Genomic DNA, 16,029 nt, shown 5'->3' with positions numbered 1-16,029 from the left:
ATCTAAACCTTATCAATTTATCTTTAGGTGATAATAATTTCTTCGCTGGGATAGCGATAGCTTTGATGTCTTGGGCGATTTAATAAGGCAATTAAGATGGTCAACGCCCCAACCCGTCCACAAAACATCAGCCCAATCAGGACAGATTTGCTAAACGCACTTAAATGCGGAGTGATGCCTAAGCTTAGACCTGTGGTGGTGTAAGCAGAAACACTTTCAAATAACACTTCTGTCATACTCATGTTGGGCTCTGCCCAGCGTATTAACGTACAACCAAACGCAATGATAATCACTGACAAACAGATAATCGCAAATGCCCGCTTCACTGAGATATCCGCAATTTCACGACGAAATACTTCGATACGAGAATAGCCGCGTGCCAGTGACACAATATTGAGCACAGCGACCGCAAAGGTCGTGGTTTTGATACCACCGCCTGTAGAGTTTGGGGATGCCCCGACCCACATCAATGCAATGGTAAGCATCACGGTCGGTGGCGCTAGCTGAGCCATGTCTACCACGTTAATTCCTGATGAGCGCGGTGAAGCTGCCACAAAAAAACCTGTCACAAGTTTGCCTACGACACTGGTATGCTCAGTTAAAGTACCTTGCCACTCAAATACAAGCACACTGACAAAGGCAAGCACTAGCAAGGACAGGGTCGTCACTAGACTAATGCGACTATTGATACTCAGTAGCCACGGCTTGGCACCATATCGTGAGCGGTTAGGAAACAACAGGCGCATCACCTGATGGCGCAAATATTCCACGACATTGGCAACTATCGCAAACCCCAACCCCCCAAACAAAAACGTCACCGCCACAACCATTTGTAACGGATAATTAAAGCGCAGTTGTAACTCATATAAGCTATCACTCATCGTTGAAAAACCTGCATTACAAAATGCAGAGATGGCATGAAAAACCGAAAAAAAGATGCGGCGATGGATACTCATAGGGACATCAAGCATACTGAGATAAATCGCTATGGCTGCCACGGACTCCACTGCAAACGTGACCGCAAAAATTACTTTGAGTGTCTTTAGCACATCACTCATACGATTGGCTGAGGTCACATGCCCAATCTGTAGCTGTGTCTGATAGCTGATGCGTCCTCGGAAAAAATAGCTAAAATAAGTGGCAAAAGTTAAAATCCCTAAGCCGCCCAATTGAAACAAACACATGATAATGATTTGACCCAATGGGGTAAAAAAAGCACCTGTATCTTTTACCGCCAGACCTGTAATACACACCGCACTCGTGGCAGTAAATAAAGCATCAACAAACGCAATATGACCATAGGTGGCATTTGGCATCATCAGCAAAAACGTGCCGAGCAAAATAAGCAATAAAAAACTTAAAATAAACAACTGGGCAGGGTGCGCAACGACTATCTTAAAGCTAAACTCCATCACCAATAACTGACGAATAAAAGAAACCAACAACGCAATTTTTATCAGCGATTTTTCAAACAGGAATTTGTATAAAAAAGAACTATTATCGGCAAAAAAATGTGTCACCAATAACGCAATAACTAATAAAGCAATGGACAAATCAAACGTGAGCACAAGCTTTGAGCGTATACCTTTTTGCACATATTGACTCAATAATTCAATAAAATTAAGCCCAAGCACGATTAAATAAAACGTCGAAGCCACGCCATGCAACCAAACTTTAAAATCAAACCCTGTCTCAATAATCGCAAGCAATACAGCGAATAAACTGCTATAAAATACCAGTTTATTAAACATACCCGATGGCTTGTCATGCATTGAGTCCAGCGCATTTTTTTTATTTTTTTTCAATATAAAATCAAACATCGTAAAGTTGACTTCCGTTTTACCCAAGCATAGTTGTTGTACTTTATACCGCAATTATGCGTTTGAGAAAACTAGATTGAACAATGATTTAAAAAAAGTAGCGATGATTTGACAAAATTACGTTATTTTTGAGGCAGGCTAAAACACCAAGGTTACCGTTAAGCCTTGGGTGGTCGCAGTGGTTTGGGCGTTATTATCAACCACTTGCGTAGGACTGAGATAAATATCGATATTGGCTTGTTGGCAGATTTGATAAACAATCGATAAACCCAAGCCTGTACCGCCAATCACCGTGAAACCTGAATGGGCGCTTGTGTCTTTGGTAGAAAAAGATTTTTTGGCAGTATCGCTATGGGTTTGTGAGCTGCTTTTTTGTCCTTGTGCTAGTGACGCGCTCGACGCATTTTGATTGACACGGTAAAAGGGTTGAAAGACGTCTTGATAATGGGCTGCATCAATGCCAATGCCGGTATCGGCAACTTGGACGATGAGTCGTTTTGCGCGATGATTGAGTGCGTTGCTAGCGTTGTTCACCAACACAGGGGTCGGGGTCAATGCGTTGGCGAAGTTGGCATGGGTGGTATAGGTGGCATGGGTCGAATTGTTGCTGCTTGACGTCTGCGTTAAGTCTTCGATAGTCATCTGGTCAATGACAACCGCGATATTGCCTGTGGTTGGGGTGTATAAAATTGCATTTTGCAGTAAATTTTTGAGGAGGATAAACAAGGCAGTTTCATCTAGACTGACCTGCGTCGCTGACGTACCCAGCGCGGTGAGATGGTTGTCAATTGACAGGGTTTGGTCTTTGCTATCGGCAATCGGAAATAGCAGTTTGATGGCTTCTCGTAGCACTGCGATTAAATCGGTGGGCGTGTTGGTGCGCTCGGTCAGCTGTGATTGCTGGGCTTCCATACGGGCAAGGGTGAGTAGCTGTTCCACCAGATGTTGATTATGTTCCACTCTGACAGCGAGCTTATGAATGTTTTGTTTGAATTTGGCTTGCCTTGCAGGGTCGCTATACATCGCCGCGTCTAGACTGTATTTTTGCAGTTGTTGCACTTGCAGCGAGATGGCGGTCAATGGCGAGCGTAGCTCATGCGCGGCATCCGCGATAAAGCGATTTTGGTTTTGGATATGCGTGTCAACCCGTTGTAACAACGCATTGATTTCAATGACCAAGGGCATGAGCTCGCTGGGTAGAATCGAGCGATGTTGGCTGTCAGTGGGCAGCTCGATTAAGCTGAGATCTTGACCGTGACGTTTTGCCATTTGCTTTGCTAATAACTGAATCGGACGCAATACGCGCTTTAATACCCAAGGCAATAGTGCAAGCAGCATTAGGGTCGTTAGTAAAATTGGGATAATGGATTGCCAAGCCGATTTTAGGGCAATTTTTTTCTGCCATTCGACAGGTTGACGCACAAAAATCACTCGCCTTGGGGTGTCTTTACGAAAGACTTTCCAGATTTCACCATCGAGGGTTAATTCACTAAAACCAATAGGGGTGTTAATTAATTGCGGGTGAGCCTTTGGCTCAATAAAATTGGTGTCAATTTTGCCAAAACGGGCCGGGAAGATATCAACTTGCACACCGTCTTTAACGCCTTGATACTGTAGTACGCTGCTTTCATCATTGGGCGAGAAAACAGTGGTCGGCGTGCTACTGCTAGGGGCAGAAGCTATCATAGCTGGTATAGACGGTATAGGCGGTGGTAAGTCATGCGGTGCAAAATCATTATCTGGGTTTGATAGCCGCCTATTAGGCTTCAGATTGCGGGGAGGAAGTCGAACTGTCGCGCGCGAGCTAACCAGCTCCGCAAGATAGCTAAGATTAGTTTCTTGTGAGGTGTTAAACTCTTGATAGGTATAGCAAAATACCGCAATTTGTACCAAAATGCCAATCGATAGTAACGTGCCAAGTATCCAAACCAGCAATTGTTTTTGTAGTGATTTTTGCAACGATTTGTGCAAGGGTAGGGCGGTTTTTGTAGGGTTAGTCATGGTCATTTTCGCGGCTATTTGGCGGTCATTGTCTGGATATTTTTGAGCCTTTTTTCTATCGCTTTTTGTCAGTCTTGGGATTCGGCACTGATATACCAGCCTAACCCCCGGATGTTTTTAATCCGTTTTTGACCAATTTTTTTGCGCAGTCCATAGATTAAAAATTCAATGGCATTGCTCTCTATCCCAGCTTCCCAATTGTAGATAGAATTTTCCAATTCACTTTTTGAAAACACTTTATCGGGCGCGGTCATAAAAGTGGTGAGCAGCATGTATTCTTTGGCGGTAATATCGATTTCTATGCCGTCACGTTTGAGGCGTTTGGCATTGATATCAAGGGTTAAGTCGCCGACTTGTAGGGTGTTTTGGCTATTGCCCTGTGAGCGGCGCACCAATACACGCATACGAGCGAGTAATTCACTCATCGCAAACGGCTTAGTCATATAGTCATCAGCCCCAGCATCCAGTCCTTTCACGCGGTCTTTGATTTGGTCTCGGGCGGTCAGCACCAGTACAGGCGTATCGATTTTGGCACTGCGAAGCGTCTCTAACACGCTCATGCCGTCAATTTCTGGTAAGCCCAAATCCAGCAAAATCACGTCATACGCTTCGACTTTGAGGGTCAAAATCGCTTCTCGCCCATCTTTTGCCCAGTCTACTGCATACGCTTCTTCTTCTAGACTATCAATCAGACTGTCGGCAATGAAGACGTCATCTTCGACGAGTAATACTCTCATTGGGTTACCTTTATACACGAATATTGTTAAACAAATAGACTATAACACAAAAAACCGCCATTCTAAGAATGACGGTGTTGCTCATAAGCAAGGTTGCCATTTGTCGCTCAATTATGGCTGAGTAGGCGCACGACGGTTGAGGTCGTTAAGTGATTTGACATCGCTCACAGCACCTGTTTGGGCATCAACTTTGACATGGTAGATTTCTTTACCTTTTACCACCTCAATTTGATAGCTTGGGGTTCTTGGTGGTTGATTTTGGGCAGGGTTTGGTGCAGGCGGCATGCCTGTATTGCCCATTTGTGGGTCTCTGTTAGGGCGGCGTTGACCGTCACGAGGACCATGACCCATGTTATTCCCTTTATCCCCACCTAAATGGGCGCCAATGGCTTCACCACCCACTTGGCTTGCTGCCAATTGCATGGCGCGCTCTAGGCTGATATTCGTGGCAGGCGGCGCAGGCGGTTGATTGTTGTTGGGGTTGCCCATGTTATTGGGGCTATTAGGGTTATTGGGGTTGCCCATGTTATTGGTGTTATTGGGTTGTGGCGGACGCGCTGGGCGTGATGGCCGTGATGGCATAGTTGCTTGGGTCACTTGACCATTAGAGGCATTGACGATATAGAGTTGTGGCTGACCATTCGCACTAAGGGTCATGACCCGGTAGCCGACAATGTTGTCATCGGCGTTGTTGCCGCTACGGGCAGGGTTTGGGTTGGGTCGGTTGCTATTGTCATGATATTGTACACCAACAATGCGTGTGTTCGCGGCTTGTTTTTGTACCAATGCGACTGCTTGAGAGGCACTGATGCTGGCATTGGCGGCCGCTTGGGCGTTGGCCTGCATAGCTTGTAAGTGTTGCTCAAAGTTCTTGGCATTGGCTGGATGGCGTTTTTGCATGTTTTGCGCTTGTGGTGCCGCTGAGGTGCTAGCACAGGCGGTGAGTGTCGCACCTGTAACGACACTAAGCAGGGCTACACTAAGCCCAGTGGCTAAAAATGAGGGGTTAAATTTTGCTAAGTTCATAGGTTTTCCTGCGGTTGTTAATATAGTTGTTGATAACCCTTGATTGGATAGTACTATCATACAAAAATTAAGACAGCAGAAACTTAGCGATAACGCAGAATCAGGCTAGGTAGGTTATAGCAATCGGATTAAACAATTTGCTTTGCAAAACGCCGGCAACAATATTCAAAAATGTTTGTATCAATTTTTTTGCCTGTCAAATCAAACCTGACCCCACAGGTTAAATTAAAACATCAGGCTCAGGTAATTGCACGATATTAATTGGACACTCAGTTTGCCAAAGATGATGGGTGACAATGATTAAAATGCCTTGCTGCTGATGCTGTACTAGCATTTGCCACAGTGCTTCACGGCTTTTTTTATCAAGTCCTGCAAATGGTTCATCAAGCAGCAAGATTTTTTTGGGGCTGAGTAATAGCCGTGCCAAGGCAACGCGTCTGGCTTGTCCACCTGAAATGGCTTGCCCGTATTCCCCTAGCGGGGTCTCTAATTGTAGCGGCTGATTGCGCGCCCAGTCTTTGAGTCCAACCTTACCAAGCACTTGCCAAAGCTGTTCATCACTGGCATCGGCGTTGCCCAATCTTAGATTGGTCGCCAAAGTCTGGTCAAAAATATCAATCTGTTGCCCCAGATAACCTGTGAGCGCGGGCGTATCGGGTAAGGCTAGCCAATCCATCCCATTGAGCTCGATGCTCCCTTGTTGCGGCGCTAGTTCATGAGCTAGCACTTGTAACAGTGTTGATTTGCCTGCGCCTGAGCGCCCAGTAATCAATACAGGGATGCCTTGGGTGGCAGTCAAGCTGATAGCTTTGAAACCGACAATCGCCTGCGGCATTTTGGCAGCTAGCTGATTGATAGTGAGTGTGAGTGGTGCATTTAGGCGCGCAACATCAATGGGTAAAGGGGCTAAATCAGGTATTAAATGATGGGCTAAATCATGGGCTAAATGATGGCTAGGTTGTAGCGAAGGATTGAGTAATTCATTGAGTTGATGTTTTGCTGCCAAACTATTGCCAAGGGCTAGCGAATGGGTGACTAACGGTGCTAGCAAGTCGGTCATGCCAATGATACCGAGAAATAGCGCAAGCAACATCGGCACACTGATGACAAGGGGCGTGTGATAAAAACCCACTAACAAGCCGACCAAAACCGCTGCAATCAGCCACTGCATAATCAGCATGACCAATGACTGGGCGCGCTGGATGCGCTTTTGCTGATGCGTATGTTGAGTGTCCACGCTGTTAAAAGCAGTCAATTCGGATTGCCAGCGCTGCCAAATCAATAAATGGGTAAGCGCCGATAGCGGATTGAGCAAACTGACGCGTCTGGACTCTGCCAATGCTTGATGAGCGCGGGCGTGCTTGATACTGCGCCATGTCAGCATGGCAGGCAACATCAAACCTGCGATTAAAAATATGGCAATCAGCATGGGGTTAACCTCATACTGATAAAGTAAGGAGGCTACTAGCAAGCTCGCGGTTGTTGCGACTAGCCAAGGCGATACCACGCGCAGTGGCAACTCATTGAGTACCTCAATATCATGGGTTAAACGGTGCATGACATGGGTAGATTGTAGGGTACTTGATAAGTTTGCCAGTGGCAGGCGTGCAAACTGGTTAAAAAACCGCACTCGCAGCCGCCGCAACAAACCAAACACCGCATGGTGGGATACCATCATTTCACCATAGCGTCCCGCGGTACGTACCATCGCCATCACACGGATAATCGCTGCCGGTACCAGATAATTAAAACTGTGTGAGCCCAGCGCCACCATCCCCGCCATTGCTGCCGCAGAAATAAACCACCCTGACGTCATCAATAGCCCAATCACCGATAACGCAGTCATTATGCCTAAACAGGCAGCAATGAGCCATTTCTCTAGCTGCGTGCTAAACAGCTGGGTTAAACGAAAGGTTTGATGACTGTTTGCTTTTTTTTGCAGGTGAGTTTTGACAAGGCTATTTTCACTAGCAAATTTATTTTCACTATTTTTTTCACTATTAGAGGCTGCCATACCGTTACGCCTTCGCCAAAGTAGATGCAATATCAAGGCTTATTTGCCGATCCAGCCAAGGCAGATTTGTGGCATCGTGCGTCACCCATAACACGGTTTTGCCCCTAGTCACTTGTTGTAATAGCGCATTAATCTCGGCTGCGGTATCACTATCTAAATGCTCAGTGGGTTCATCGAGCAGCCAAAGCTGTGCGTCTTGTAAGAGTAACTGGGCTATTGCCAGTCGTCGCTGCTGTCCCCCTGACAAGCCGCTACCACGCTCACCTAACTGAGTATCTAGCTGATTTGGCAGTGCTTTTATCAAAGGTTTTAACCCCACTTGCGCAAGAATTTGCCATAATTTGTCATCACTGGCGGTTGGGTTTGGCAGGCGCAAATTATCGGCGATACTCATCGGCAGTAGCATGGTTTGCTGTGACAAATAGGCGATTTGGTGGCGAAATTGTGTGGAATTGATGGCATTAAAATTTTGGTTATCAATAAAGATATCGCCTTGGTAGGCACAAAAACCCAAAAAAATTTGCAATAGGGTGGATTTGCCGCTGCCACTTTGACCGACAATCGCCAACCGTTCCCCTGCGGCAATAGCAAAACTTAACGGCGCGAGCCGTGTGCGCTGCTGATGATTGACCCAAATATTATTTGCGTCAATGGCAGGGGGTGCAGTTAATATAAAGGGATTAGCTTTTGTTTTTTCCGCTGACTGAAAAGCTAACAACGGTGATAACTCAGCAATCGCACCTTCCGCTTGCGCTTTGACATGATAATCCGCGCCCAACTGACGTAGCGGGGCATAAAATTCGGGTGCCAACAGCAGTAAAAATAGCGCCGACTGGTAAGGCACAGGCACCGTGTTTTTTTGCCAAGGTAAAATACCGATTAAACCAAAACCCAAATACACGGCAAGTAGCGCAATCGACAGCGCGGCTAATAGTTCTAGCGCTGCGGTGTTTAAAAACGCAATTTTGAGTACCGACATGGTGCGCATACGGTAGGCTTCGGCTGAGGCGTCGATGTCTTGACTCGCGTGCCCGACAGCATCCAGCCGTTGCAGTGTCGCCGTGCCACGCAACCAATCCAAAAATCGCCCGCTCAGCTGTGCCATCGCGGCAAATTGTTGCCGACTTTTACGGGCGGTGGCATGACCAATTAATACCATAAATACAGGAACTAGGGGTGCGGTCAGCAGTAAAATCAGCGTCGCTATCCAGCTTTGGGTCGCAGCGGCGACTAATAGCATGATAGGTGTGGTCACCACAATCAGTCGCTGCAGATAAAAACGGCTGACATAGCCCGTTAAGGCGTCACATTGCTCAATCACCATACTGGCAAGCCCGCCATCACTGCCATACTGATCGCGCGCCGCACCTACTTGTGCCAGTTTTTCAACTAACGTTTTTCGCAGGATGCTGGCTACTTGTAGCCCCGCATCTAACGCCAACTGATCTTTGCAAAAATGCAGTAAAGGACGTAGCAACAGACACCCTAGTAGCCACGGCAGATAATCAAAAAATACGTCAGTGGCAGGGCGGTGATGGGCGATTTGCGTTAACCAATTTGCAAAGATGACCGCAATCAGCCAAGACTGCACAATCAATACCAGCGTGGATACAACTGACAGTCCCCATGCCATATAAATCGGTCGCTTTGCCATAGCGGCATAGTGACGAAGGGTTTGGTTGACAGTAGAAGTTTCAGACATGGTTGGTTAATAGTAACGATAAAATCAATTGACACATCATAGCGTATCAAGCGCTTGTTAGATATGGCGTAATGCTCATCAAGGCAATGAGACTAAAAAATGTAAACACATTGCCCACCGATAAGGGTTGATAAAACCTTGATAAAGGCATATAAGAGACAGTTAAATAAAGCGATGAACGACCGCGCCACTTTAAAATACTACCCATAAACTATCGCTTATCTATAGCATGATACCAGCAGATGGTAGCAGCAGCGCAATACGGCTCGTAGTATTTGCGCAAGATGGGTAGTCGTATTTGGTAGTCGGGTGCGACATTATGCCGCATGACAAATAATTTATAGATTTATATAATGTTTGTAAATAAAAACATTACCCTTTTTTAACCACGCATGAGGGTAATTGACATCTGAATTGGTTGTCAAACCAAGGAGTCAACATGATAACAGAACATCTCGTCGATATCTCCCGTCTGCAATTTGCAGTCACGGCGTTATATCATTTTTTATTTGTACCACTCACACTGGGCATGGTGTGGCTGCTGGTCATCATGGAATCCATGTACGTGATGACAGGCAAAGAAGTATGGAAAGACATGACGCGTTTTTGGGGCAAACTATTTGGCATCAACTTTGCCTTGGGTGTCACCACCGGCATCACCATGGAATTCCAGTTTGGTACCAACTGGGCATATTACTCACAATATGTCGGCGATATTTTTGGGGCGCCGCTTGCCATTGAAGGCTTGATGGCATTTTTTTTAGAATCGACCATGGTTGGACTGTTTTTCTTTGGTTGGGATAGACTGTCACGCGGACAGCATTTACTGGTGACTATGTTGATGGCACTGGGTACCAATCTATCCGCATTGTGGATTTTGATTGCCAATGGGTGGATGCAAAATCCTGTTGGCGCAGAGTTTAGTTACCAGACTATGCGCATGGAAATGACCGATTTTGCGGCAGTATTATTTAACCCTGAGGCGCAGAACAAATTCGTGCATACCGTCTCTGCCGGGTATACGGTGGGGGCAACCTTTGTGCTTGCCATCTCAGCGTGGTATTTGCTCAAAAAACGCGATGTCGAATTTGCCAAACGCAGCTTTCAAGTCGCGGCGGCGTTTGGTTTTGCATCGATTTGTAGCACCATCGTGCTGGGTGATGAGTCGGGTTATTCCATTGGCTTGGCACAGCAAACCAAAATGGCAGCAATAGAGGCGATGTGGGAAACCGAGCCTGCGCCTGCCAGTTTTAATTTGATTGCCGATATCAACCAAGCCGAGCAAAAAAATAACTGGGCAGTGCAAATTCCGTATGTGATGGGCTTGATTGGGACGCGCTCACTAGATACCCCGATTTTGGGTATCCATGACATCAAAATCATCAATGAAAAACGTATCATCAATGGTCAAAAAGCGGTGTTGCTACTGGATCAATTACGCAGTGCACCCCCAGGTTCAACCCCAAATCCTGTGACAGTGGCAGAATTTGAAAAGGTAAAAAAAGACTTGGGCTTTGGGTTATTGCTCAAACGCTATTCGCCAGATGTTAGCCAAGCCACGCCGGCAATGATTAAACAGGCCACCGATGCCACCATTCCACCTATTGTCCCGATGTTTTGGTCATTTCGTGCCATGGTGGGTTTGGGCTTTTTATTGTTGGCATTGTTTACTATTAGTCTTTGGTCAAGTGTCAAAGATAACTTTATCCAAAAACCTTGGCTGTTACGTTGGGCATTGTTTATGCTGCCTGCGCCTTGGCTTGCTGCTGAATTTGGTTGGTTTGTTGCTGAGTATGGACGTCAACCTTGGACGATTTATGGCATGTTGCCAACGTATTTTTCAGTCTCCAACATTAGCGTGGCGAATGTGTATGCCTCGCTGGCGGGATTTGTTGGTTTTTATACGGTGCTGCTGATGATTGAAATGTACTTGATGGTGAAATATGCCCGTAAAGGACCTGCAAGTCTAGGAACGGGCAAATACCACGGCGAAGACACTCACAAGGTTCATGTGAGTCCTTCATTAAATTTGCCCCATGATACAGCCGAGGTGAATCATGTTGTTTGATTATGAAACACTCAAAATTATTTGGTGGTTATTGGTCGGTGCGCTGCTCATTGGGTTTGCTATCATGGATGGGCATGATATGGGCGTGTGTTCGTTACTGCCTTTTGTCGGCAAAGATGATGAAGAGCGCCGGGTGATTATTAATACCATTGGTCCGCACTGGGAGGGTAACCAAGTATGGTTTATCACGGCAGGTGGCGCGATTTTTGCGGCATGGCCGATGGTGTACGCCACCGCTTTTAGCGGTTTTTATTGGGCATTGATGGCAGTGTTGTGGGCATTATTTTTCCGCCCGGTGGGGTTTAAATATCGCAGTATGATACACAATCCAACCTGGCGCAAAGCGTGGGACTGGGGGTTGTTTCTCGGTTCATTTATCCCGGCTGTGGTGTTTGGCGTGGCATTTGGTAATTTGTTTTTAGGCGTGCCCTTTAGTTTTAACAACCATTTGGTATCGACTTACACAGGCTCATTTTGGGCATTACTTAATCCATTTGCCCTACTGTGTGGCTTGATTAGTGCGTCTATGTTGATTATGCAAGGTGGGGCGTATTTGGCGCATCGCACCCTTGATGAGGTACAAAATCGTACCCTTAACTACGCTGCTATCAGTAGTATGGTGATGGCGGTGTTGTTTGTGCTGGCAGGGGTTTGGATACAATCGATTGACGGCTATCATATAACCAGCCACATTGACCCCCAAGCCTTACCAAATGTGCTCAATAAAGAGGTGACGCGTCAAGCGGGCGCATGGATGGCAAATTATCATCAGTATCCGCTGGCATGGGCATTCCCTGTGCTTGGTGTCATCATGCCGCTTGTCACGGCGATATTGTTAAAAGCGCGAAAAACCTTGACCGCATTTATCGCCTCCAGTATTGCTGTGCTTAGTGTGATTATGACCGCAGGCGTGGCGTTATTTCCGTTTGTCATGCCATCCTCTAGCGACCCACGTTCAAGCTTGACGGTTTGGGACAGTGTATCGAGTCATCTCACCTTGATGATTATGTTGGTTGTCGTGGTGGTGTTGTTACCGATGATTGTAGGCTACACCAGCTGGGCATATAACGTGATGCGCGGTAAAGTGACCAAGGCTTATGTTCGAGAGCAAGAGCATTCACTTTACTGACCCAAATGCAGGCAACTTAATAGGAGAACACAATGTGGTATTTTGCGTGGATATTAGGATTGGGGTTTGCGGTATTATTGGCGATTTTAAACGCGCTGTGGCTTGAAAATGCCGATGCGCGTAATAAAGCCTTTAATCCAAAAGCGCAGGATGATAATCCCACCAATGATGGTACAGTGACAGAAGGCAATCCCACTGAAGATATCCATAAAACAGGCAACACTTCAGATAACGAGTCCTAATAGCCATCGACCATTAGCGCTTTAAGTCATCACGGCTTAAAGCGCTTTTTTATGCGGTTTCACAACCCTCTATTTTTTAATTATTTTCTTATTTGGTACACAATTTGCATTCCCTGTCTTGGCAAAACTGATTAATACTTGAGCGATAGTTTTTTATCGAGGGCATAAGGGCAAAAGTTTTATGAGAAAGTTAAACAATACGGTTCAGCGGCATACGAGTAAACGGCTTAAGAAAGCCTATAAATGGCTATTATCCGTGATGGTTTTTTATCAACATTCCTCAGTGTACGCTGCGACGCCCACCAATGAGCAGCTATATGACTACCAAAATGTGATGTGGGTGGTTATTGGCGGTTTGCTGGTGTTCTTTATGCAGGCGGGTTTTGCGCTCATTGAATCAGGCTCAGTGCGCAGTAAAAATACCGTGAATGTGTTGATGAAAAACTACACCGACATGGCGATTGGCGGATTAATTTTTTATATCTTGGGCTATGGTTTGATGGCAGGCAACAACCCCACAGGTTACGTGGGTCAAAGCGAGTTTTTACCAGAGCAGCTTAGCAATATGCAATGGGCACATTTGTTTTTTCAGATGATGTTTGCTTCCACCGCCGCCACCATTGCCAGTGGTGCGATGGCGGAGCGCATTAAATTTTCAGGGTATCTGATTGGTACGTTGATGACTTGCGGACTGATTTATCCAGTCGTAGCAAGTTGGGCATGGGGTGGTTATTATGGCGGTCAAGGCTGGCTCACCGAGCTTGGATTTATTGATTTTGCCGGCTCTTCGGTGGTGCACTCTGTCGGTGGGTGGCTAGCGCTCGCGGGTATTATCGTCCTTGGACCGCGTATTGGTCGCTTTGCCCCTGATGGCACGCCGCGTTTGATTGCCGGTCATAATCTCACGCTTGTCACATTGGGCGGCTTTATCCTATGGTTAGCGTGGTTTGGATTTAACGCAGGTTCTACACTGACCAGCTCAGGTAATTTGGGCAAAATCATGCTAAATACCCACCTAGCAGGGGTGAGTGCGGTGACGGCTTATCTGCTAATTTCAGGGGTGATGCGTAAAGCGATTTTATTGAGTGATACGGTCAATATCAGCCTTGCAGGGTTGGTCGCCATTACCGCAGGCTGTGCGACCATGTCGCCTGTGTTTGCGATTGTCACCGGTGTGGGTGCATGTTTGGCGTATTTGGCGGTGAAGCGGTTGTTGGATAATGTTCAAATGGATGATGCGGTGTATGCCGTTGCTGTGCATGTGGGCGGCGGTGTGTGGGGTACGCTGGCAGCAGGGCTGTTTTATGAAGGTGATTTATTCGACAGCCATCGTATTATCGTACAGCTGATGGGCATCGGGGCAATGTTTGTCTGGTCGTTTGGACTGGGTATGGTGGTGTATTTTGTGATTGAAAAAACCATCGGTCTTCGGGTACTTGCACAGCATGAGCAACGCGGGCTTGACTTTACCGAACATGCCGAAGGGGCTTACCCTGAATTCCAAGATAGCTTATTTAGTCAGCAAACGCTAACTGAGCGGCATTAGTTTTAAATTTTGAGGTGCCTGTATGCTCTGTCGTCACAAGTACCCGACCTAATACAGTCATTTGCGTCAATTGTAATTTTATTAACTTTAAATATTTGGCACCGTCATGAACAAAGAAGCTACTATCAAATCTGCGTTAACACCGTTTTTAAAAGATGCTGATATACGTAAAGCTATGGACATCTTTCATAAAGATTATGCCGATATTACGCCTTACCAAATCCAGCGTTTTGTCCATGAAATTACGCAAGACAACGCAACCAAAGAATATCGCTCAAATATCCGTCGAAGTTTGATGAAAGCGCTGAGTGATTATCAAATGGGTGCAGCCAAACCTCAACCAATAACCCATGATATCCCTGATTTGGGGCAAAATAGCGCAGTAATTCACCCATCAACCAGTCAAGTAGCTATCGCTAACCAAAAACCTGATTCAGTATCTAGCCCAATATTTAGCCAAACATCTAGCCAAATAGCCGCCTTTGAGTTACTGATTGATAGTTTTATGGTGCAATTTTCACCATTATTGGGCAGCCGAATTTTAGACAGTGTCAAGCAGACAATTCATCAGCATCATAATTCATCAAAATCCCGTGGTTTTGGGCTATTAGCTCGCAAGGCAGAAACCAATCAGGCTTTAACCTTAACCATGATTCACTTTTTTAATCAGTTTTTTGGTGGGGACAAACAAAGTGCGTTGACAATGTCGTTGACCGATGCGGATACAGCAGGATTTAGAACTATCTTATCGTTATTTTATCAGCAAGCGTGTCAATGGGCAGGCCCTACTGATGCAGATATTGCTTTGGCGCAGGCAAACAAGATTACCAAAGCTAAGTTTGACGTATCTTTAGTTGAAAAATTTATGTAAAAATGCCATTGATATAAACTACTGCGGATTGACAGTATCATAGTACAATTTTTATGCAGACCTAAAGATGCTAAATGGCAAGTTCCCAGTTCATTTTATTTCCTGGTCCATTTTAGAGAGTTTAGCACTGCGTTTGATGCTGTATTGTAGCTTAATTTTATGAGACCAACTCTAGGTTTCATAAGATTAAGTTTTTTTAACCGATGAAAATTTATTGCAACTGGCCTCTCTCACAAATTTTCGGAAAATGTCATGAATCATCAAATTCAGTATTATGTCTACGCCAGTAAAATAAATTTGACCCAAATTTTTGACCATAATTTATTCACTGATATTCGCGAGCAAGCCCAGTCCAACAATCAACACCATCATATTACGGGGTTTTTATTGTTTAAGGATGGCAAATTTTTGCAGTATATTGAAGGTCAAAAAGCGGTATGTGAACAATTATTTAACACGATAAAGCAAGACCGACGACATAAAGAGATAGTGGTGCTAGACCAGGGACAGTTAGAAAAACGCTATTATCAGCAATGGCTGATGAATTGTTATAACATGGATGAAAAAACCCAAACCCTTGAACTGCTTAATCTTCCAGATATGGTGTACGACTTTGATATTTATCATTGGAGCCAAGCTCACGTACATGAAGTGATGTCACTAATGGCAAAAAACCATTTGCTTGGCATGACCCCTCAAACGGGGAGTTTTTTCTCGGTGGTTTATCGCCGCTTTATGGCGCAGAATAAAAAATATTTAATCATTCAACTGCTGATATTAGGTATGTTTTTCATCAGTTTATTGTTCTTAAAAAGCAACTATTAATAGCAAACATTGATTAACGCGATAGGGTATGAGTCTACAGTGACCACT

Annotated in this window: 12 protein-coding genes; 6 read left to right on the top strand and 6 right to left on the bottom strand. The window is 45.5% G+C overall.

Annotation, left to right across the window (positions count from 1 at the left end; genetic code table 11):
* Positions 1 to 23 precede the first annotated feature (23 nt).
* The 6 genes from RT143_RS04915 to cydD all read right to left on the bottom strand — a co-directional run bounded on the left by RT143_RS04915 (position 24) and on the right by cydD (position 9,300).
* On the bottom strand, positions 24 to 1,805 hold the full coding sequence (locus RT143_RS04915) for a TrkH family potassium uptake protein (protein WP_313091568.1): 1,782 nt from the start codon (positions 1,803 to 1,805) through the stop codon (positions 24 to 26).
* A gap of 153 nt (positions 1,806 to 1,958) precedes the next feature.
* Positions 1,959 to 3,821 (bottom strand): sensor histidine kinase, encoded by a 1,863-nt coding sequence (locus tag RT143_RS04910; protein ID WP_313091567.1) that lies wholly within the window; start codon positions 3,819 to 3,821, stop codon positions 1,959 to 1,961.
* A 68-nt stretch (positions 3,822 to 3,889) separates the two neighbouring features.
* A complete protein-coding gene (locus RT143_RS04905; protein ID WP_313091565.1) occupies positions 3,890 to 4,558 on the bottom strand; it encodes a response regulator in 669 nt (222 codons plus the stop codon).
* Positions 4,559 to 4,669: 111 nt separating this feature from the next.
* On the bottom strand, positions 4,670 to 5,584 hold the full coding sequence (locus RT143_RS04900; RefSeq protein ID WP_313091564.1) for a PepSY domain-containing protein: 915 nt from the start codon (positions 5,582 to 5,584) through the stop codon (positions 4,670 to 4,672).
* Between the two features lie 220 nt (positions 5,585 to 5,804).
* Positions 5,805 to 7,598: an amino acid ABC transporter ATP-binding/permease protein gene (locus RT143_RS04895; RefSeq protein WP_313091563.1), complete on the bottom strand. Its 1,794-nt coding sequence runs from the start codon at positions 7,596 to 7,598 to the stop codon at positions 5,805 to 5,807.
* Positions 7,599 to 7,602: 4 nt separating this feature from the next.
* Positions 7,603 to 9,300 (bottom strand): thiol reductant ABC exporter subunit CydD, encoded by a 1,698-nt coding sequence (cydD, locus tag RT143_RS04890; protein ID WP_313091561.1) that lies wholly within the window; start codon positions 9,298 to 9,300, stop codon positions 7,603 to 7,605.
* A gap of 439 nt (positions 9,301 to 9,739) precedes the next feature.
* Between cydD and RT143_RS04885 the strand changes: the two genes are divergently transcribed.
* From RT143_RS04885 to RT143_RS04860, 6 genes are all read left to right on the top strand, one after another.
* Positions 9,740 to 11,368, top strand: a complete 1,629-nt coding sequence (locus RT143_RS04885) for a cytochrome ubiquinol oxidase subunit I (protein ID WP_313091560.1) — start codon at positions 9,740 to 9,742, stop codon at positions 11,366 to 11,368.
* On the top strand, positions 11,361 to 12,497 hold the full coding sequence (cydB, locus tag RT143_RS04880; protein WP_313091651.1) for a cytochrome d ubiquinol oxidase subunit II: 1,137 nt from the start codon (positions 11,361 to 11,363) through the stop codon (positions 12,495 to 12,497). Before RT143_RS04885 ends, cydB begins: the two co-directional genes overlap by 8 nt.
* Before the next feature lie 32 nt (positions 12,498 to 12,529).
* On the top strand, positions 12,530 to 12,739 hold the full coding sequence (cydX, locus tag RT143_RS12305; protein ID WP_135889256.1) for a cytochrome bd-I oxidase subunit CydX: 210 nt from the start codon (positions 12,530 to 12,532) through the stop codon (positions 12,737 to 12,739).
* Between the two features lie 259 nt (positions 12,740 to 12,998).
* Entirely contained in the window at positions 12,999 to 14,285 is a 1,287-nt protein-coding gene (locus RT143_RS04870) for an ammonium transporter (RefSeq protein ID WP_313091649.1), read from the top strand.
* A 106-nt stretch (positions 14,286 to 14,391) separates the two neighbouring features.
* Complete coding sequence (locus tag RT143_RS04865) at positions 14,392 to 15,156, top strand: hypothetical protein (protein WP_313091558.1); 765 nt, start codon at positions 14,392 to 14,394, stop codon at positions 15,154 to 15,156.
* 252 nt (positions 15,157 to 15,408) lie between these two features.
* A complete protein-coding gene (locus RT143_RS04860) occupies positions 15,409 to 15,981 on the top strand; it encodes a BLUF domain-containing protein (RefSeq protein ID WP_313091557.1) in 573 nt (190 codons plus the stop codon).
* Positions 15,982 to 16,029 lie beyond the last annotated feature (48 nt).

This window comes from Moraxella sp. CTOTU48268 (assembly GCF_032069585.1).
In the GTDB taxonomy this organism is placed as follows: Bacteria; Pseudomonadota; Gammaproteobacteria; order Pseudomonadales; family Moraxellaceae; genus Faucicola; species Faucicola cinerea.
This window is presented reverse-complemented; position numbering and strand designations above follow the sequence as displayed.